Source organism: Pallidibacillus thermolactis (assembly GCF_025660415.1).
In the GTDB taxonomy this organism is placed as follows: domain Bacteria; phylum Bacillota; class Bacilli; order Bacillales; family Caldibacillaceae; genus Pallidibacillus; species Pallidibacillus thermolactis.
In genome coordinates this window covers 1-21836 of sequence record NZ_JAOUSE010000050.1, presented here as the reverse complement: position 1 = coordinate 21836, position 21836 = coordinate 1, and the positions used below count along the sequence as shown (strand labels likewise).

At 35.0% G+C, this 21836-nt stretch carries 17 protein-coding genes and 1 other annotated feature; of the genes, 3 read left to right on the top strand and 14 right to left on the bottom strand.

Going from position 1 to position 21836, the window contains the following annotated elements; genetic code table 11:
• Positions 1–139: 139 nt before the first annotated feature.
• The 10 genes from OEV82_RS13090 to OEV82_RS13045 form a co-directional block, all read right to left on the bottom strand.
• Positions 140–343 carry a hypothetical protein gene (locus OEV82_RS13090; protein ID WP_263062148.1) on the bottom strand — a complete coding sequence of 68 codons (204 nt, stop codon included), beginning with the start codon at positions 341–343 and terminating at the stop codon, positions 140–142.
• Between the two features lie 882 nt (positions 344–1225).
• Positions 1226–2686, bottom strand: coding sequence for a nicotinate phosphoribosyltransferase (locus OEV82_RS13085; RefSeq protein ID WP_263062147.1), 1461 nt, complete (start codon positions 2684–2686; stop codon positions 1226–1228).
• Between the two features lie 747 nt (positions 2687–3433).
• A complete protein-coding gene (locus OEV82_RS13080) occupies positions 3434–4285 on the bottom strand; it encodes an SAM hydrolase/SAM-dependent halogenase family protein (protein WP_263062146.1) in 852 nt (283 codons plus the stop codon).
• A 90-nt stretch (positions 4286–4375) separates the two neighbouring features.
• Positions 4376–4690: a binding site (T-box leader), on the bottom strand.
• A 140-nt stretch (positions 4691–4830) separates the two neighbouring features.
• Positions 4831–5859: a type 2 isopentenyl-diphosphate Delta-isomerase gene (gene fni / locus OEV82_RS13075; protein ID WP_263062145.1), complete on the bottom strand. Its 1029-nt coding sequence runs from the start codon at positions 5857–5859 to the stop codon at positions 4831–4833.
• Positions 5860–5906: 47 nt separating this feature from the next.
• Positions 5907–7028, bottom strand: a complete 1122-nt coding sequence (locus OEV82_RS13070; protein WP_263062144.1) for a phosphomevalonate kinase — start codon at positions 7026–7028, stop codon at positions 5907–5909.
• A gap of 55 nt (positions 7029–7083) precedes the next feature.
• Positions 7084–8058, bottom strand: coding sequence for a diphosphomevalonate decarboxylase (mvaD, locus tag OEV82_RS13065; RefSeq protein ID WP_263062143.1), 975 nt, complete (start codon positions 8056–8058; stop codon positions 7084–7086).
• 17 nt (positions 8059–8075) lie between these two features.
• Positions 8076–9044: a mevalonate kinase gene (mvk, locus tag OEV82_RS13060; protein ID WP_263062142.1), complete on the bottom strand. Its 969-nt coding sequence runs from the start codon at positions 9042–9044 to the stop codon at positions 8076–8078.
• 36 nt (positions 9045–9080) lie between these two features.
• Complete coding sequence (locus OEV82_RS13055) at positions 9081–10436, bottom strand: tripartite tricarboxylate transporter permease (RefSeq protein ID WP_173661775.1); 1356 nt, start codon at positions 10434–10436, stop codon at positions 9081–9083.
• The gene (locus OEV82_RS13050) at positions 10436–10696 is read right to left on the bottom strand and encodes a hypothetical protein (protein ID WP_263062141.1); all 261 of its coding nucleotides are present in this window, start codon (positions 10694–10696) and stop codon (positions 10436–10438) included. The genes OEV82_RS13055 and OEV82_RS13050 overlap by 1 nt, the downstream gene beginning before the upstream one ends.
• A gap of 390 nt (positions 10697–11086) precedes the next feature.
• Positions 11087–11545 carry a MarR family winged helix-turn-helix transcriptional regulator gene (locus OEV82_RS13045; protein ID WP_173661779.1) on the bottom strand — a complete coding sequence of 153 codons (459 nt, stop codon included), beginning with the start codon at positions 11543–11545 and terminating at the stop codon, positions 11087–11089.
• A 221-nt stretch (positions 11546–11766) separates the two neighbouring features.
• Here OEV82_RS13045 and OEV82_RS13040 point away from each other — a divergent pair, with 221 nt between their 5' ends.
• Both OEV82_RS13040 and OEV82_RS13035 read left to right on the top strand, forming a co-directional pair.
• On the top strand, positions 11767–13860 hold the full coding sequence (locus tag OEV82_RS13040) for a DNA topoisomerase III (protein WP_263062140.1): 2094 nt from the start codon (positions 11767–11769) through the stop codon (positions 13858–13860).
• A 270-nt stretch (positions 13861–14130) separates the two neighbouring features.
• Positions 14131–15006: a sulfite exporter TauE/SafE family protein gene (locus OEV82_RS13035; RefSeq protein WP_263062139.1), complete on the top strand. Its 876-nt coding sequence runs from the start codon at positions 14131–14133 to the stop codon at positions 15004–15006.
• A 197-nt stretch (positions 15007–15203) separates the two neighbouring features.
• On the opposite strand, the gene OEV82_RS13030 is transcribed toward OEV82_RS13035, so the two are convergent.
• A complete protein-coding gene (locus tag OEV82_RS13030) occupies positions 15204–16331 on the bottom strand; it encodes an NAD(P)/FAD-dependent oxidoreductase (protein ID WP_263062138.1) in 1128 nt (375 codons plus the stop codon).
• A gap of 251 nt (positions 16332–16582) precedes the next feature.
• Here OEV82_RS13030 and OEV82_RS13025 point away from each other — a divergent pair, with 251 nt between their 5' ends.
• A complete protein-coding gene (locus tag OEV82_RS13025) occupies positions 16583–18280 on the top strand; it encodes a methyl-accepting chemotaxis protein (RefSeq protein ID WP_263062137.1) in 1698 nt (565 codons plus the stop codon).
• Between the two features lie 72 nt (positions 18281–18352).
• Here the strand turns inward: OEV82_RS13025 and aceA are convergent, their stop codons facing one another.
• The 3 genes from aceA to OEV82_RS13010 all read right to left on the bottom strand — a co-directional run bounded on the left by aceA (position 18353) and on the right by OEV82_RS13010 (position 21461).
• Entirely contained in the window at positions 18353–19627 is a 1275-nt protein-coding gene (gene aceA / locus OEV82_RS13020) for an isocitrate lyase (RefSeq protein WP_263062149.1), read from the bottom strand.
• Between the two features lie 37 nt (positions 19628–19664).
• On the bottom strand, positions 19665–21242 hold the full coding sequence (aceB, locus tag OEV82_RS13015) for a malate synthase A (RefSeq protein ID WP_263062136.1): 1578 nt from the start codon (positions 21240–21242) through the stop codon (positions 19665–19667).
• A gap of 81 nt (positions 21243–21323) precedes the next feature.
• A complete protein-coding gene (locus tag OEV82_RS13010) occupies positions 21324–21461 on the bottom strand; it encodes a hypothetical protein (RefSeq protein ID WP_173659683.1) in 138 nt (45 codons plus the stop codon).
• Between the last annotated feature and the right edge of the window lie 375 nt (positions 21462–21836).

Here is a 21836-nt window from a genome sequence, read left to right as displayed (position 1 = left end):
CTAAAATGTTTGTTTGGTCACTTACATTCTACTAGAAAGGGCGATTTTTTTGTGTTTATATGCACCGATTTAATAGAAAGAGGCTGCCAAAAAGTGAAAATTACTCACTTTTTGGACAGCCTCTTGTTCAACTTCAATATTATGTTTTAATTAAACGTAGTTTCGGCCGTCTTTTTTTTGTTTGTTCTGCTTTATTAACAAAGTAGAATAGAACCAGGTTTACAATTCCTAAAAACAATAAAAACGCTGTACTTAAAACTTGACCAGACATTAACCCGAAAAAAATAGCAACTAAACAATATAGACCAGCCCCGAGACAATAATACGCTAGAAATTTTCCCATTAGAACGCCTCCCTTACCTTAAATTTATTTCAATTGTTCAAAAAATATTCATAAGACGTTCACATAATGTTCATATTTACATTATACCTGACTACCTTAATAAAAGGAAGATTTTTATTAAAATATTTTAAATTATTTTTATTTTATATAAATTAATAGGAATCCCCTTTTGTTCCCAATATATTCTCTTTTTACCATGCTATACGGAAAATAAATGGGCAGATGAAGGGGAGAAAAAGAGAGGAAAATTGTGAAACATTAATTTTATTCCTTACTTTGTAGTCCCTACTATAACTTACGCACCAACAACATATATTGTAAAACCTAGAGACAATATGTGTAAAATCGCAACAAGGCACCAAGTAAGATTAAAGGAGATAATACGAGTCAACCCACATATCCAAAATCCTTTTTTTATTTATCCAAACAATAAATTCGATACCAGACATTTCAGAAAAGAACTTTGAAGCACAAGTTGTTAAAATAAAATTATGAACCAAGAACGTGCAAAGCATAAGTGAAAGCCTCTCAAATATAATTGGGAACTCTCCAGAGTCGCCAAACATAAACGTATCTTCATGAAAGATCGAAACTATTTTTTACATAATCTGGAAGCATATTTACTATGTTTCAAAATTATAGAATACACTAAGCAGCTGTTGGGGAGAATATTGCAATGGATCAAACTACTCCGCAATTCAGGCGTCCATTCTTGGATGAATAGGCATAGTGCGAATATTTTAAGTAGGAATTTCAATGGGATTGGATTAGATTATGCCAGAGATGAACCTAGTAGAAATTACTGGAAACCATTATTTATACGTAAATAATCAAAAATGAAAGAGTGAGGATGTTCAATCCCCACTCTTCTATACTACCTTATTAACTTTTTAGAGATGCTACTTGTTGTCGTACTTTTTCAATATTTGCCATTTTATTATCCCAACATGCTTGACTTAAATCAACTGGATACTGTTCGGGATTTAATATTCGCTTATACTCATCCCACAATAGATTAAGATTTTCATCAACATATTTTTTGATTTCCTGGATCTCTGGGAGTTCATAAACTAATTCCCCATTAATGAAAATATTCTGATGTAATTCTTTAGCTTCAAAGTTTGTTACATATTTACTAATAAAAGTATGAACGGGATGGAACATTTTTAACGGTTCTTCTTCTTGTGGATTTTCCCAATCTAGGGCAATATAATCTCCTTCCGATTTCCAACTATGTTTATTAATAATACGATATATCCGTTTTAGACCAGGTGTAGTTACTTTTTCTGGATTTCCGCTTATTTTAATGGTATCGACTAACTGCCCATTTTCTTCAATTGCCACCAATTTATAAACGGCGCCTAAAGCAGGCTGATCATAAGCAGTTATTAATTTTGTACCTACACCCCAGCTATCAATTTGTGCGCCTTGCGATTTTAAATTTAGTATTGTTAGTTCATCTAGATCATTCGACGCAAAGATTTTGGCATCTGGAAATCCAGCATCATCCAACATTTTCCGTGCAGCTTTTGATAAATACGTCAGATCACCACTATCAATACGTATACCGATAAAGTTAATTTGATCTCCTAATTCCTTGGCTACACGAATAGCATTTGGAACACCGGATTTTAACGTATCATAAGTATCGACTAAAAATATGCAATCTTTATGGACAGTAGCATATTTACGAAATGCTTCATATTCATCATGGTACACTTGAATCATAGCATGTGCCATCGTACCAGATACAGGAATGCCAAAGAGTTTTCCAGCACGAACGTTTGATGTTGAACCACAACCTCCGATGACAGCTGCTCTTGCCCCCCAAATTGCCGCATCCATTTCTTGAGCACGTCTTGCTCCAAATTCAGCTATCGGTTCATTACCAACCACTTGCTTAATTCGAGAAGCTTTTGTAGCTATTAATGTTTGATAATTCACAATGTTCAATAAAGCGGTTTCAATTAATTGTGCTTCAGCCAGTGTTGCTTCAACTCGTATTAATGGTTCATGATTAAAAACAATTTCACCTTCAACAACAGAACGGATATTACCAGTAAAACGGAGGGTTTTTAAGTATTCAATAAAATCATCCTGATAGCCAAGTTCTCGTAAGTACGCGAGATCATCATCTGTAAACTTAAAATTTTGTATATAATCTATGATTTTTTCTAGTCCCGCAAAAATAGCGTAGCCGTTACCGAAAGGCATATCACGGAAATATACGTCAAACACTGCCCGTTTATTATGTATTCCATCCTGCCAGTAAGACTGTACCATATTTATTTCATATAGATCGGTATGTAAAGCCAAAGAATCATCGGCGTATTTTCTTTTCACCTTTTTTAACCCCCGTCAAAATAAAAATTTACACCAAAATTAAAAAGTTAACAATTTGTTCATGTATATTATAACATTGTTCAATATTTTCTCTACTAAAGTTACATAAAAACTCGCAATTAGACGGCTTTTATGATTTAGTTTGATTGAAGTCTAAATTTTGTTTTAGAATATATCCATTGTAATGTTTATTATGTTGATTTATTTCACCTAGTTAGTTTTTACCAATATTTCTATAAATTTGTAATACATGTTTATTAGGATGACTGGAAGCAAATATCGCTTAGGTTATGGTTTTAAATCAAACGTTTGATTAATTGATCAAATATAATAATTAATAATTTAGGGTTAAATCGTTCCTTTTTCATGAAACTATAGCTTTTAGAATTGTTAACTTTTTAACATTGTTTAACGAGCTTATATCGTCTAAGATAAGAAATTAAAAATGATTAAAAACAGGAGTACTATTTTATTACTAGCTAGATTCAACATATATGATACTTAACTTGTCTTTAATAAAAGAAAACCGCAATCCCTGATTTATTTTTTCACACCTTCTTTCTTGTTTTTTCACTTCGTTAAGTCTTTAAATCCCTCTATTGGTCATTATCTCTGCGTTTCTACTTCATACTGTTCATGAAAACGCCTCTATCATATACTTGTTCTTAGTACATCCAATTGGTCCAATATCCAATAGAGGGATAAAATCTTATTCCATTATTTGGCCAAAGGTTTTTAATTTTAATTTCATGAATCATATTTCAGTAACTGCAAGCAAATTTTCCATTTTGCTCCCGACTTAATTCCATATGTATTCGCAAAGGAGCCTTGGTTTATAGCCACACCAATTTTATCCAATGAATTGACAAATAATAACGGATCACCTAATCGTGTTTCTGCAAAGGTTCGTACAAAGTTCATTTTACTTTTATAAACTTTTTGCGCATCGTTTTCTATCGTAACTTCAAATGGATCTCCAAATTCCACATTCAAACCTTTAAGCAATTGATAATCAATATTTGTCCATAGATTACCAAAACGAATGTCTAAAATGTCAATATTACCAATAATTGACCCATTCACTTGTAGGACTTCAGGTATCGATAATTGAACTAGTTGGTCAATTTGGATTTCAACACCTACATCTTCAGGTTTTATAATACCTGCAGCGATTCTTGCTCCTGTATAAGCAAAAATATCTCTTCCATGAAAAGTATAAGATACCCCAGAATGAGGAAGTCGATTCTTTTCCTCATCGATAATCCAAGCTTTCTTAATGCCAATTTCATTTAATATATGAGTAATGGTTCCATTATCAGGTGTTATGACAAGATGATTTAAATTTGTCTTTATGACAATGCTTTTTCGATCCGTGCCTACTCCAGGATCAACAACCGAAACAAAGATTGTTTCTTCTGGCCAATATCGTATTGTTTGGTATAACCGATAAGATGCATCCCAGATGCTGAACTGCGGTATATCATGGGTTAAATCATATATGTGAAGAGCGGGATTAACCGATAATGCTACCCCATACATTGCACTTACCGCACCATCATTTCTGCCAAAATCTGTCTGAAAAACTAATGGTCGATTCATTCTGGTACCTCCTCTGACCTTACAATATGCATTTTTATGATAGAAACATTCATAAACTTTCTAAACAAAAAACCACGTCTTTATCATTTTGATAAGGACGTGGTTTGTTTGCACGTGGTACCACCTTATTTTTACTATACGCTCACACATATAGCCTCTATCAGTATAAATATAACAATTGCTGTCAGTTGGAGTAAATATGCTCGATTCACCAAGCAACTGTCCTTCTTTATACTGTGATGTTTATAACGAACATCAACTCGTCGAAGCCTACTTGTGGATTATCTGTACGTTCAGCACGAAACTCAAGGGACATTTTCCGATCCGTATTTTTACTCCTTCCCACCAGACGGAGCTCTCTTTTAAAAATAATCGAATCATACTTTCCCCTATCATTGTTTTTAAATTTTAATGTTTTCTGTTTTTAGTTGAATCCATTATAGGAAATCATTTGTTAAAATTCAAGGAATAATATCATTAGGTTTATAACGGGAACTTAAATTAAATAAAATACGCTAATTACTAATATTTCTCGAAAAAGTTAATTATAGTAATTTTACCCGATTGGTTTCGTTTAATTCATTAATCGTCTTCACACCGATTCCAAACATCGCCATTTTTAACTCCAACTCACGTATTTCCATAACTTCCATAACAGACTCAGGAGTTTCTGTCGCTTCTTTTAAAATAGAACGACCAAAACCAACAAAGTTTGCACCTAGAGCTAGGGCTTTAGCAGCCTGTACACCATTATGTATACCACCACTAGCAATAACCAGTTGATTTGGTAATTTTTCCCTAACCGAGACAATACAATCTACTGTTGGATTTCCCCAATCCACAAAACTTTCTGCTGCCATTTTCTTTATCTTATCTTTTGAACGGAACTTTTCAACTTGGCTCCAAGATGTTCCTCCTGCACCTGCTACATCGATAAAGGATATACCCACATCGGTTAGTCTTTTCGCTGTTTCACCATCAATCCCCCAGCCAACTTCCTTTACTCCGACTGGAACTTTTAATTCACGGCATACTTGTTCAATTTTACTTAATAGAGAGTTAAAATTCGTATTTCCTTCTGTCTGAATAATTTCCTGGATACTGTTTAAATGAAGAACAAGCATATTAGCTTCTGTTATTTCTAGGATTCGTTTACATTCATCAACACCAAAACCATAATTAAATTGAACGGCACCAAGATTGGCTATGATCGGTGTAGTTGGTGCGTATTTTCGAACTTGAAAGGATGCATGATGTTCATCACTTTCGATTAAGGCACGGGTTGAACCAAGAGCCAACAACCATCCCTTTTCTTCTGCCGCTATAGCAAGGTTTCGATTAATGCTCTCAGCCATCTCTGCCCCACCTGTCATTGAACTAATCAGGAATGGGGTTTTCTGTTCAAAGCCAAAGAAATTTGTATTTGTCTTTATATCTTTAAAATCAATTTCTGGTAGGGCATTATGAATAAGTCGCACCCGTTCAAATCCAGTTGTTATTTGATCTCCTGTTACTTTTTCATTTAAAACAATTTTAATATGTTCCGATTTTCTTTTATGAATTGAATCCGACATGTTGGACACCTTCTTTTGAAACAATAGTCTCTCTACTCATAAGAAGCTTAATGATGGTTCTTCGTTATCGTTTTAACCGATGCACCTGTTAAAGAAACATTTAGTTTTAAAGGTTCTATGTTAGCTTGTTGCCAATCCTTTTCTAATTTTGCAACATGTTCCTTATTTATGACAAAAGCAATACCACAATCTCCACCACCAGCACCGGATGACTTTCCACTACCATAACGGTTGGCAATCGAAATTAATTTTTTAAGTTCAGGTGTTTCTATATCAACGGTGGCAAGTTCACCTAAGTGCATTAACGCATGACGATTATCTGTTAAACTTTCTACTGCTCTTAAAGAATTATTTTCGTAAAAACTTTCAATTAAACGGGATACAGCATATTTACTTTGACTAAGAAACTCTTGATAAACTTCAAAATGATTTGTTCGTAATGCCTGAATACTTCGAACCATTGGTACTGTTGAAACGGATTTCCCTGTCCATCCTACAACAAGATATAAATCCTGAGGGGGGTGTATTCGTTTAATTTCTAACAAAGGCCATTTTTGATCAACTAACTTTATTAAATTTGTCCCCGCGTTTATTTCATGATCTAACCATGAATGATCAAACATCGTATATTTAAGCCAACCACCAAAAGTGGATGCCGCGATGTCCGCACAAGAACCATTACCTTGTGTATAATAATGAGCAATTGCTGACAACTTATAAATTAGTTCTTCAGTTGGTTGAATTTTTTTATCTTGAAAAAAGTGAAGCATTGCCGTTACAACTGTTACAACTATGGCAGCACTTGAACCTAAACCATATTTTTTACCCTCACCATCGTCTAATTCACTTTCTACTGTTAGAGAAAAAGGACGTAACGCTATTCCTTTTTCTTTGAAAAAACGAATGACGGTATACAAGGCATTTTTTACAAAAGATAATTTGCTATCTTCTATATTAAAAAGAATTTTTTTCCCCTTAACTTGCCATTTTATATTATTTAAGCCTATTTGGGGTAAGTGTAATTCATTATAATCGCTAGAGGAAATTTCCCCTATCATATAACGATCGACAGCAATGACAACAGCAGAGTGCCCTTGTTCTAGAATGGCATACTCGCCAGCTATAAATAATTTTCCTGGTACTTTAATTTTAAGGACCTGGTCCTTCATATTGTCATCATTCCTTTAATATACCGAAAGTAGGCAAAAAGACTTTTACTGAACACTATAAGTAACTTATACCCGGTCCTGGATGACAGACAAAAATTTCTTTGACCGAGTCAATCTCATTTAATGTCTGAAACACTTTTCGTTCATCATCAGGTTGACAAATAACCTTTACATTTGGTCCCGCATCTATCGTCACATAGGCAAGCAAACCTTGGGAACGTAGATGTTGAACACAATCAATAATTTCCAATGTGGCCGGTTGCCAATAGAAAAATGGCGGGTCGGCCCCTAAGGTCGTTGCATGCATTTTAAATGCATTTTTTTCCAACGTCTCACCTAGCATTTCAAAGTCTCTTTTTTCAATCGCTTTCTTGGCGATTCGTAATTCTTGTTCTGTTGCCTTTAACCAGCCATCGTAAAACGGAGAAGTTTGGACGGTCCGCTTCATTCCTTCACGGCTTAATATTTTCTTTTGTTTGGATTCAATCATAACCGATAAAATCGATAAATTCCACGCTTTCTGATCTAAGATCGGTACTGCATAGGAATCACTACCATCTTCTTTTACTCCTTTTTTCCATTCAACAAACCCACCGTATATTGAACGACAAGCTGATCCAGAGCCTCGTCTAGCAAGCTTTGATAACTCTTTACCGTCTAACTCTAATCCCAACGCTTTCGATGATGCTGCAGCTAACGCCGCATATCCGGAAGCTGAAGATGCGAAGCCGGCCGCAGTCGGAACATGATTCTGAGAAGAAACAATTGCAAATCTTGTATCACCGGTAAGCTTACGTACATGGTTTAGAAATCTAGAAACTTTTGCTGTTTCATCTGTACCCTTTTCCTCACCATTTAAATAGAAGATATCTGTTGTCAATCTTTCATCAAATTCAACCGTAGTTTCCGTATAAAAAAGATCCAATGTAATTGATAAACTACTATTTGTTGGTAAAATAAGTTCTTCATTTCTTTTTCCCCAATATTTAATTAAGGCTATATTTGTATGTGCCTTTGCCGTTGCTTTCAATATAACACACTCCGTTTTTAAGAAGTAATTGACTGAAATTGTTGTGTTTCTTCTACTTTAAAGGACCAGGTGCGCTTTGCACCATTTTGATTTAACTGTTCACTAATTTCTCTTGCTTGAACACAATTTTCTGCCAATGCGATAATACATCCCCCTCGGCCGCCGCCGGTTAGTTTTGCACCTAAAGCCCCCGCATTTCTTGCGATATTGACAAGATGGTTAATACCGTGGTCACTTACTCCCAATTTCTCCAGTTCCGTCTGAGCTAAATTTAAAAGTAAACCTAATTGAACAAGATTCCCTTGTATGAGGGCATTTCGAGCATCGAGCGTATATTGGCCAATTCGATCAATCGATTGTTTCGTTTGTATTGGACTTTTATCTAATTTATGTTTGATACTTCCCACTGCTGAACGAGTATCGCCAGCACGACCAGTATCAGCCACAACTAAATAAAAGGAGGAGCGAATCGCAACAGAAGCAATTCCTTTTCCTCTTTCGAACCAAATCGGTTCGTCACAACAAACCGACTCCATATCGATTCCACTCGGATTTCCATGGGCATAAATTTCAGCAATATTGACCAATTCCCTTAATTTTTCATCTGACAACTCACAATTGAAATATTGAAATAAACTTCTTACAATAGCTACGGCTATTGCTGCACTCGAACCCAATCCACGTCCAATCGGAATCATAGATTCAATTTTTAATAATAGGCCGTTATGATGTTTACCTATTTCTTGTATCGTCTTGTGAATACATATTGCAAGCCCTTTTAACCGTTTTGGAATTTGATCAATCGGACCGGAATAAAGCTTGCTATCCAGATGAATGCCAGAATCAGCCTCTTCAATAGCACATGTAACTGTAAGCGTTGGAAAAGGAAGGGCAATCGCTGGGTGTCCATAAACAACAGCATGTTCTCCAATTAATATTAATTTGCTATGAGCTTTACCGATTGCTCGATTTCGTGAAGAGAACAAAGGGATTCCTCACTTTCTATAACCTAAAAAAATATTTTAACCTGCTATAACAGATACTAACCAAGGTGCACAATATAAAATCATAAATTGAACACCAAAATTAACTCCCCATCGATGTAATGTACCCGATACTAATCCAACGAGTAGTACACCGGCAATATTCAACCAACCAGCATCAATAAATGCTAGTAAAATGACGAGACCCAAAAATAGTCCTAAAATAGCTTCATGGGGAATCCATTTAAAAACAAATGTACAAATTTCATTCGCATATTTCACAATTAAAACATAAGTAATCATTAATGAAATTCCAATACCAATTACAACAGCCAATACAAAATCCGATAAGGATAAGATATGGTGGATATTATGTTCTTTTGTAAAAACAGGTGGCGCATTAAATAAAGCTTGTCCGGGTCCTAACGCTACCGATGATAATGGTATGCCTAATGCGACTAATGGAATTAAAGTACCGGCAATATAGGTCGAGTTGGCCAATGATTCCATATTGGCAATAGCTAGTGATGAGCGTTTCACCGGGTCCTTTTCACTTTTTGACATTAACTCACCTACTAACGTTGTAATACCTACAGCACTAAATAAGAACGTGATACAGCCAATAACAGATGAAATAGAACTCATCACAACTTCTTTAACAGTTAAAATTTTAAACGGGTTCGGTAAGCCTTTTTGTTGGTTTGTCTTTGATAATTTTATATTCTTTTTATTCGTACGCACCATTTCTTTGCGTTTATCTTTATTTAATAATTCTATTAACGTAACAATTACAGGACCAATCGTAATTCCTAAAAAGAATGAGGTAAATACAGTCTTATTTTCAGGAACAACATCTAAAGCCCAATATAATTGACGTAAACCTTGAATTAATAAAGCAAAGGGTACAATAATTAGCAAGGCTAACCAACGATTTTTTGATAATATGGCTAAAATAATGGCACCTGTAAATAAAATTTGGTTGGCATAATTACTGAACCAGTCGGCAAAAGGAGTTAAAGCACCAGCTAAAAGTAAGCTGATTGGAACAGATACAAACGTACCTATTACTGATCCCGAAATCATTTTTCGAATACTCGTTTCAGACTGACCATATTTTTTTAATACCATGGCATGTTCCACCATTGGTGTCGCCATGACACCCCCAGGGATCCCAGCAACTGCAACTGGCACAGAATCCGACAACTTATGAGCGATAATGGCTGATAAGTAAAAGGTAAGAACAACAATCGGAGACACACCGGCTAATACGACAGCCATAGTTACCGGTGCAATGACCGCTGTTTCATCAGTACCTGGTACTATACCAATGATTGTGTAAAGGATAGTTCCTATTATTGCAGCAATAATCATTTGTATAAGTAAACTTGGATCCATTATTTTCCTTCCTCATCTTTAATAAAATTTCTTTTTGGTTTAAATAGAAAACTACAAATACCAAAACCTAATAACGCTCCAAACAACCCAAAAAATAACGGGATTGAACCATTGTTTGGTGCTATAAAATATAATCCTAATGTTGTTACTACACATATAATTAAAGAGATCACTAAATCTTTTATACTAACAAGGTCTTCCCAAACTTCCACATATTCAGTTTGGCTAACCTGTTGTTGATCATTTAGATTCCTCTCCACCATATCACCTTCCATAAAATCAATACTATCTTTAAGTTATACAATAGTTTTTGTATTTTCTTTTGAAGTATACGAAAACCTCGTCCAACCTATTATAATGATAATGATTTTTACTATCAATTGTTATCAACTCAATTAAGTTAACATTTTCACAAAAAATGTGCACTACTGAGCGAGTTTTTCTTAAACAAATAACATTTAACTTAAAGCTGAACAATGGTACATAAATCTTAGAAAAGCATTTCTATTATAGATGATTTAAAAGCCCGACGCTAATTTCCTTATTGTAAAAAGAAAAAGAGAAAAGCTTAGTTAAATGCTCTTCTCTTATTATAAGTAAATTCAATTTTTTTCTTCTTTTACAATTTAGAAACTGTATAGAACACTTTCTTATTCCAGTTCTTGAGCATATAGACCAAGCTTTTTCACCTTATCAATGACAATTTCTTTTTCCTCTATATTTAAACCGGCCATAATTTTACTCATAGCTACTCGGTGTTTCGGGAAAATATCGTCCATCAACGTTTTACCTTCTTCTGTAATGGATGCGTAAGTTACTCGACGGTCTGTTGGGCAGGCTTTTCTGATTAAATAATTTTTTTCTTCTAATTTATCAACAACATATGTAATGCTACTTGAAGCAAGTAAAATTTTTTGACCAATTTTTTGAATCGGTTGATCACCTTTATGATATAACAATTCTAACACACCAAATTCGGTTAAATTTAACCCATAACTTTTTATATTTTTGACGATGTTTTTTTCAATCGCCTCTAAAGCTCTCGTTAGAATGATAAATAATTTTAATGACAACTCTTCATCTTTCAGTTTCGTTGCCTCTTCAGTCATGTTATCATACTCCTTATCATTATCTCGATTTCGAGATAATTATATTAAATTTTTATTTTAAAATCAAGTAGTTCAAAGTAATTTTCTTTATTATAACCTAGTTTCAAATACAATAATACTTTTAAAACAAGTGTTTTTCTTGAATCGTGGTAAAATAAAATATAGCAAACTAAAAAAAGAATTCAAAGCGAAACTTTAAAGCATTTTGAAAGGAGATCTTAATGAAATCATTAATTCTTGCCGAAAAGCCGAGTGTAGCTCGTGAAATTGCCAGAGTACTCGGCTTGAAGGATCACCATAAATCATATATTGAAGGAGAAAAATATATCGTTACTTGGGCGCTTGGGCATTTAGTAGAATTAAAAATGCCGGAACATTACAACCCCAAATATAAAACATGGCGTTTAGAAGAGTTACCCATTATTCCGGAAAAGATGGATATAAAAGTGATGAAACAAACGAGACACCAGTTTAGAAGCATTGAACAACTAACTAAGCGTAAAGATATTAAAGATTTTATTATTGCGACAGATGCAGGTCGTGAAGGAGAGCTCGTTGCTCGTTGGATATTAGAAAAGTTACATTTTCGGAAACCGGTAAAACGTCTTTGGATTTCATCGGTAACCGACCGGGCAATTCGGGACGGCTTTAACAATTTAAGACCTGGTAAAGACTACGAGAATCTGTATCATTCCGCCGTCTGTCGAGCAGAAGCTGATTGGCTAATTGGACTCAATGTTTCACGCGCATTGACAACAAAATATAAAGACCCACTTTCTGCTGGTCGTGTTCAAACACCGACACTTGCTTTAATTATTGAAAGGGAAAAACAAATTCAAAAATTTGTACCAACTAAATTTTGGTCTATTCTTGCTCAACTAAATACTTTTGAAGCTACTTGGGAAAAACACGGTGAAAAAAGAATTTACTCGAAAGAAGAAGCCGAACAAATTGCCAAAAAATTAAATGGACAAAAAGCACAAGTTAAAGAAATGATTAAAGTAGAAAAAACAGAGCCTCAACCTTTACCTTATGACTTAAATGAATTGCAAAGGGAAGCCAATAAAAGATTTAGCTATTCTGCCAAAAAAACGTTAACCATTTTACAAAGGTTATACGAAGAACATAAACTGATTACTTATCCTCGGACAGATTCACGGTATTTAACAACAGATATGGCTGATACAATGTCAGAACGTCTACAAGCTGTTGCTTCCGCTTATAACAAAGAAGTACAACCAATTTTACAGAAAAGAGGAAAAGTATACGCCCGTCAAGTATTTAATAATAATAAAGTTACTGATCATCATGCTATCATTCCTACAGAAGAAAAAGTACATTTCGAAAACTTAACAGCCGAAGAACAGAAAATCTATGATTTAATTGTTCGCCGTTTTTTAACAATGTTTTTACCTCCTTACAAATATGAAACAATCCATATCACATTGGAAGCATGTGGTGAAACATTAACTGCAAGGACAAAGAATATTACAGATCTCGGATTTAAAAAAGTGTTACACTTGAATGAAGAGATAATAGACAATAAAAAATTCCAACAAATTATGAAAGGAAAAATATTTACAATTAAACAGGTACATTCTGTAGAAAAATTTACTGAACCACCGCAAAGACTTACAGAGGCAGATATCCTGGGCCAAATGGAAAAATATGGTTTAGGTACACCAGCTACCCGTGCAGAAATTATTGAAAAACTTGTGTCATCAGAATCTGTTGAACGGAAACATGGTCGCTTCTATTCAACCCAAAAAGGAAAACAGTTGATAGATTTAGTTAACGAAGAGTTGAAATCACCTAAATTAACAGCGAAATGGGAAAAGGAATTAGAATTAATTGCCCGTGGAAAAGCAAAACCAGAAGTATTCTTGAAAAAAATTCGCCAAAAAACAAAAGCTCTTGTCGCTGAAATTAAACAAAGTGATAAAACATACCGTACACCAAATTTGACCGGTTCAAAATGTCCTGACTGTGGATCATTCTTGAAGGAGAAAAATACGAGGGACGGTAAGATTTTAATATGTTCGAATCTGGAATGTTCTTACAAAAGAAGAAAGGATCCGAAATTATCAAATCGCCGTTGCCCACAATGCCATAAGCGAATGGAAATACATCAAGGTGTAGCTGGTGCTTATTTCCAATGCCGTCGCTGTAATATTGTAGAAAAAGCTGAGGAAAAGCAAAAACTGGTTAATAAACGAGAAGAACGGAAACTTATCCAAAAATATACAAAAAAAGATAACACTTTTGGAACAAGTTTAGGCGATTTACTAAAAGCAGTATTACAAGAAAAAGAATAAGCCTTTTGAAATGTTTATATTTAGATTCAAGGGTTGTTCCAGATTTTCTGGTCATCCCTTTTTTAATTTATACTAAAGTTTTCATTTTTTTGGTCAGTAATCCAATGAATTCACCTCAATTCATTCCTTCAAGTCTAAATTATATAAAAAAATAATTTAGGTATGCACTCAATAAATGTTACTCACATATTGTAGTCTAGAAACTCGAATTGTTCTGAAAACTTAATATTCACATATTTATTCTTCTTTTATATGAAGGAGTGTATCGGGGTGGAAAAATTAATTATTTTAGCTTTTGTAGGTTTTTGTGCACAATTAGTTGATGGAGCATTAGGGATGGCTTATGGTGTTACTTCAACCTCACTATTACTCTTATCAGGTATATCACCAGCCATTGCCTCTGCTTCCGTCCATATGGCTGAAGTAGTAACAACTGCAGCTTCTGGGATATCCCATATTAAATTTGGCAATGTAGATAGGCAAGTTGTAAAACGATTAATTATACCTGGTTCAATTGGAGCATTTCTCGGAGCTACTTTTTTAAGTAATGTGCCTGGAGAAATTATTAAACCATATATTGCGATTTTTCTATTATCTTTAGGTTTTTTCGTCATTTATAAATTTTTGTTTAAAATCAATAAAAAGCAGCCCACTCAACTGAAAACAACTGCAAACAGTAAACAACTTGCACCGTTAGGCTTTATCGCTGGATTTATGGATTCAACTGGCGGTGGGGGTTGGGGACCGATTGCAACTCCTGTACTATTAACAAGTCATAAAATGGATCCTCGTAAAGTAGTAGGGTCCGTCGATACAAGTGAATTTGCCGTTGCTCTTTCCGCCTCTTTAGGCTTTTTAATTTCACTAGGGTGGCAGGAAGTTGCCTTTGAATGGGTTATAGCGTTAATGATTGGCGGTATTTTTGCTGCACCTATTGCAGCTTGGCTTGTTAAAATAATCCCTTCTATTTTATTAGGTACATTAGTTGGCGGAGTCATCATTATCACTAACGTACGTACATTACTTGGAGTTGTTATTATTTCTAAAACACTTACGCTCATGATTTATGTCGCCCTATTTATCTTATGGATTGCTGCAATTAGTTATGCTGTTCATATTGTCCGCAAAAGAAAAAATGAGACGTAAAAAATTACTTGATCAAATATACCTATATACTATTATTCACCTTTAAATTCTCCATTCTGGCTAGCCAAATAAAAGTCCCTCACTATATTACTCAATCTACACTTGAGTAATTAGTGAGGGGGTGTCCAAAGCATTTTTATGCAATTTAACTAAATCATCAAAAGTAACAATCCCACCAACAGATTCTCCCTTACTTCCTATCTCATATTTTTCTTAATTGCACCCACTATATCATAATTAGATGGATCAATTTCCAATGATTTTCCTAATATGAAACAAGCTAACTGATAACCGAGATATGGTCCAACAGTTAACCCAGATGCGCCTAGCCCATTCGCAACATACAATCGTTGATATCCTGGAATTTCACCAAACATTGGCAAAAAGTTAGGGGTATAGGGACGAAAACCAACTCGAATATCTTTAATACTTGCGTTTCCCAACCCCGGAGCAACTGCCAGAACTTGACCAAGTATGTCATCTACCCCACCTGCTGTAACACGCATATCAAAACCTGTATTTTTCTCATGAGTAGAGCCAATGACAATTTCACCATGATCAAAGGCTAGGATACTTTTGTTACCTGGTGGCATAACAACAGGCCAACTATTTGTATTTGTCCGTTCCATTTGTAAATGGATAATTTGCCCCTTTTGAAATGTAAAATCAAATTTAATCCCAATGGGGGAAAGTAATTGATTTGTCCAAGCACCAGCACTTACTATAATGGAATCAGCAAAAATCCGCTCACCAGCTACAGTTATCCCTTTTGCAGTACCTGAGTCATAAATTAGATCTGCTTTTCCTGTAATGACTTTTACTCCATGATTTTTACATGCTCCCATTAATGCACGGCGAAGAGCCCTTCCATTTACTCGTGCAGCACCACTAACAAAAATCGAGGAGTACCCCTCAGCAATTGGTGGGAAAAGTTTTGCTGTTTCCACTTCATTCAATTGATAAACCTCTCCTATTTCGGGTGCATCTTCTCGTCTCTTCAATGCCCGCTTTTCCATCTCTTGTAACTTTACAGGATCGGTATGTATACTTATTGCTCCAACTTTTTTATATCCTGTATCCGTTTCACCGTCTTCCTCTAATAATTGAATTAGGTGGTTAAAATATGCTGCACCATTCTTTGCAAGTGTATACCAAGTTTTATTACGTCTTTGAGATAACCAAGGGCAAATAATACCTGCTGCCGCATCGGTAGCTTGACCTTTAAAGTTACCATCGACTAACGTTACATTTGAACCCATTCTGGCAAGGTGATAAGCTGTAGACGCCCCAAGCACCCCTGCACCAATTACAATGACTTCATTCATAATAAAAACCTCTTTTTCTTCTTTTAATATTTATTTTAACCTAAATCTTACTTCATTGTTTTCATAAATCCAAAATTGCATGCTCTGATTATTAATACAATTTTTTGTAAAATAATGAAAAAATTCACTTAATATCCGATATAGATATTAAAGTATAGTAAAAATCTCATGATCTTCAAACATTTTATACGTTACTGTTTTATATCAAAATTAGAAAATAACAAATCTAACTCGATATGGGGTGTCTTTTCTTGAAGGTATTTTTTAATTTAAAAAGTATCAAAACGAAATTATTACTAGGATTTTTTATCGTTATTTTTCTTGTATTGATACTAACAAGCTACTATTTATACTCTGTGTTTCTAACAAATAAAAATACAAAAGATATTATCGATCAAGAATTAGAGCTAGTTCTTGTGAGTAATCAATTAGCCTATAATGTATCTGAACGGTTAGCTTTAGTACGAGGTTATATATTATTTGATGATATTGAATATCGAAAACAATTTAATACACTGACAGGGCAAAGTAAAGAACTTGAAAAGCAAATACTTCAACTTGATCATTCTGAAGAAGTGAAACATTTATTAAAATTAAGCCAAGAATGGGAAGAGATAATTGTTAATGATGTATTTGCACGTATTTCGGCACAAAATCGTGAAACTGCATTAGAAATATTAGCAGAAAAAGTTGAACCATTGTCCGATGAGTTGACAACCAGTTTTAAACAACTTTCAACAGAACAAGAAAAGTCAATTTACAAAAAAGGACAAGGAATTATTAAACATGGACAATTTATGACGCTACTAAGCTTTAGTATTTCATTGATTGTCATTGTTTGTTCATTTTTCATTTCAATCTTCTTGGCAAGACATATTACAAAAGCTATCCGTAAAGTAATGAAGAGAATGAAAGCAATCGCAAGTGGTGACTTAAGTGCCCAACCAATTGAGACAAGATTAAAGGATGAAACAGGACAATTAATTACTGCAACAAACGATATGATGCTTCAAATGCGCAGTTTGCTCATGAATATTAAAACGGTTTTAGAGATCGTAACTATACAAAGCGGAAACTTAACACAATCAGCAAACGAAGTAAAAATGGGATCTGAACAAACCTCCACTACGATGCAAGAACTAGCTAGTGGTGCTGAAGAACAAGCCACTCGCACACAAGAACTGGAAACGATGATGAATAATTTTTATACGAAAGTCATGGAGGCGTACCAAAACGGAGAACAAATTGAACATGCATCAATGAAAGTACATGAAATAACGAATGAAGGTAAGCAATATATCTCATTATCTGCTAACCAAATGGAAAATATTAATGGAATAGTTAAGCAATCTGTTCAAAAAATACAAGCCCTAGATATCGAGTCACAAAAAATTTCTAAATTAGTGTCGGTCATTAAAGAAATTGCTGAACAAACAAATTTATTAGCATTAAATGCCGCCATTGAAGCAGCAAGGGCTGGGGAACACGGAAAAGGTTTCGCTGTTGTTGCTGAAGAGGTAAGAAAACTTGCGGAAGGAGTTTCTGCATCCGTTAAAGACATTACTTCAATTGTAAAAAATATTCAAACCGAGGTCGGAAATGTCACCGCTACTTTACAACTCGGCTATAAAGAAGTGGAACAAGGTAATGTACAAATGAAAATGACACAAGAGAAATTCTCTGACATTAATGATTCAATTAATGTTACGGTGAAAAACATAAAATCAATTACAGGACATTTACTAGAAATTGTAGAAGAAAGCGGTGAAATTCAAAAATCTATTGAAGGCATTTCTGCAATATCTGAAGAGGCTGCTGCAGGGATTGAACAAACATCAGCAGCATCTCAACAAACAACAAGTTCTATGGAAGTTGTTACTGAAAGTGCAAATGAATTATCTAAACTAGCAGATAAATTGAATCACTTAATTCAAAAGTTTAAGTTATAGTCATGCCTTTTTCTAAAAAACTAATTATGCAAAGTTTATGGCCTCGTCACTCTACTGACGAGGCCTTCGATTCTATACAAACTGTTCCTCTTCTGTTGATCCTTTCAATGCAACAGTAGATGCTGTTCCACCGGATACGATTGTCGCTACTTCATCGAAATAACCTGTTCCAACCTCACGTTGATGTCTAGTCGCTGTATATCCTCTAGACTCACTCGCAAATTCTTCTTGTTGGAAATCAGCATAAGCAGCCATACCGCGATCACGATAATCGTAAGCTAATTCAAACATGCTATGGTTGAGCGTGTGGAATCCTGCTAGTGTAACAAATTGGAACTTGTAACCCATTTTACCAAGTTCTTTTTGGAAATCAGCGATCGTTTTGTCATCTAATTTCCGTTTCCAGTTAAAGGACGGTGAGCAGTTATAAGCTAATAGTTTACCAGGATATTTTTCATGGATGGCTTCAGCAAACCGTCTTGCTTCTTCTAAGTTTGGTTCAGATGTCTCGCACCAAACCATATCAGCATACGGTGCATAAGCAAGTCCTCTAGCAATCGCTTGATCTAATCCTGCTTTCACATAATAGAAACCTTCAGCTGAACGCTCACCCGTTAAAAACTGATGATCATAAGGATCTACATCACTTTGAAGTAGTTGAGCAGCATTGGCATCTGTTCTTGCAATTAATACCGTAGGAACTCCCATTACATCACTAGCTAGGCGGGCAGAAATTAGATTACGTACGGCATGTTGGGTCGGCAGTAATACTTTACCACCTAAATGACCACACTTTTTCTCAGATGATAATTGGTCTTCGAAGTGAACACCTGCAGCACCCGCTTCTATCATTTGCTTCATTAATTCGAAAACATTAAGTGCTCCACCAAATCCAGCCTCAGCATCGGCAACAATCGGAGCGAACCAATCAAAACCTTCACGTCCCTCCACGCTATCAATTTGATCAGCCCGTTGTAATGCTTGATTAATACGTTTAACAACATGTGGTACACTATTAGCTGGATATAAACTTTGGTCTGGATACATATGACCTGAAAGGTTAGCATCAGCTGCTACTTGCCAACCACTCAAATAAATCGCTTTTAACCCTGCTTTTACCTGTTGCACTGCTTGGTTTCCAGTTAATGCACCAAGCGCATTAATAAAATCTTCCTCATTAACAAGCTTCCATAATTTCTCTGCTCCTTTTTTTGCTAACGTATGCTCCACCAAAACGGAACCACGAAGTTTTACAACATCAGAAGCAGAATATGGACGTGTAATTCCTTTCCAACGCTCCCCTTTCCATTGTTCTTCTAATTGTCTAATTTGTTCTTCCTTTGACATTGTCATTGTAGTTTCCTCCCTCTTTTTCTATCTATAATTAATTTAATTTTTCATAGCCAGGTAATGTTAAAAATTCAGTAAACTCATCTTGTTCAATTAATTCTCTAAACAGCTCAGTTGCTTCTTCAAATCTTCCATTGACATAACGTTCATTCCCAATATGAACTTTAATTTTCTCCAGCTCTTCTTCAATTAATTGATTGACCAATTCAAGAGTTACTTTTCTTCCATCATTTAAAACTCCCTTTGGATGACGAATCCATTGCCACACCTGTGCACGTGAAATTTCTGCGGTTGCAGCATCCTCCATCAAATTGAAAAGCGGTACCGCACCTCTTCCACCTAGCCACGCCTCAATATATTGAATACCAACACTAATATTAATTCGTAATCCCTCTTCGGTTATTTCCCCATCTGGCACTTCTAACAATTGTTCAGCTGTTACTTCAATATCATTTCGTTTGCGCTCGATTTGGTTTGATTTTGGCATATGTTCGTTAAATACATTCAGCACAGTTGGAACAAGTCCTGGGTGAGCTACCCAACTTCCATCAAAACCATCTTTTACTTCACGTTCTTTATCTTTCTTTACCTTTTCAAAAGCAATTTGATTGGCTTTCTCATCGTTTTTTACAGGAATTTGCGCCGCCATGCCGCCAATTGCAGGCGCATTACGTTTATGACAAACTTTAACAACATATAAACAATAAGCTCGCATAAATGGAACTTCCATTGTGACAAGGGCGCGATCTGGCAATATAAAATCTTGATGATTTTTAAACTTTTTAATTGTGCTAAAAATATAATCCCAACGCCCACAATTTAAACCTGCACTATGTTCTTTTAATTCATATAAAATTTCATCTGCTTCAAATGCGGCTGTAATGGTTTCAATTAGTACAGTTGCTTTTATCGTTCCCTGAGGAATCCCTAACTCATTTTGTGCAAATATAAATACATCGTTCCAGAGACGAGCTTCCTCAGCACTTTCTAGTTTTGGTAAATAGAAGTACGGACCTGACCCTTTTTCAATGAGTGTTTTTGCATTGTGGAAAAAGAATAAACCGAAGTCAAATAAACTTCCTGAGATCGGTTCACCGTCCACGATGAAATGTCGTTCAATCAAATGCCATCCTCTTGGACGAACAATGAGTACAGCCCTTTCTTTATTTAATTGATAAAATTTGCCGGATGGTGCAGTATAAGTTAATGTGCCCCGAATCGCATCTCGCAGATTAATTTGACCTTGAATATTATTTTTGTACGTAGGCGAATTGGCATCCTCAAAATCAGCCATAAACATTTTGGCACCAGAATTAAACGCATTGATCACCATTTTCGGGTCACTTGCAGGACCAGTAATTTCAACCCGACGATCTTGTAAATCTTTTGGCAACGGTGCAATTGTCCATTTTCCTTCACGAATAGATTTTGTCTCTTCTAAAAACGTTGGAGTTTTCCCTCGATCAAACTCCCTCTGCCTTTCTTCTCTCAAACGTAAAATTTCTTTTCTTCTTTTTTCAAATTTGTTATGGAGTCTTACAAGAAATTGTGCTGCTTCCTCTGTTAATATTTCTGACTTTTCATACTGGAGCCGAACTTGCAACCTTTCCATTTCTACACCTCTTTTATTTGTTATCTTTAAAATTTTATAGTTAATCTAAATGATGCGTTACAAACAAAGTCTTGAAAACCATTAATCTATTATTCCTGATCCATTACATCGAGGACATTCAACGATCCCCTCACCATGACAATGATCGCAATGATGTGGATGGGCAGAATTACATGTGCAAGTGATTTCACCATTTCCATTGCATGCTTGACAATTCATCTTAGGATCCCTCCCTGTTTTAAAACAGATATCATTTTCTTGTTATCTATTATATAACACATCTCCGCTTTTTGTTCAACACATTTTTCTGAATTTTTCATCGACATTTTTCTACATCTCCTTCTTTTGTTACTCCAATAAAGCAGGGAACAGGGTTGTGATTATTCATTCCCGATATAAATACATTGGGATTTTACATTTGAAAAAATTTCTCAATAAAAAAAGGATAGATGGAACATTCATGTTCCTCTATCCTTTCAGACTGTCGACAAACCCCAACTCAAATGCTTCATTTGAGTTGGGATTTGTCTTTTTTTGCTCATCATTTTCTAAGATTCTTATCTTATTTAGGCTGGACATGGTCTTTTCCATGTC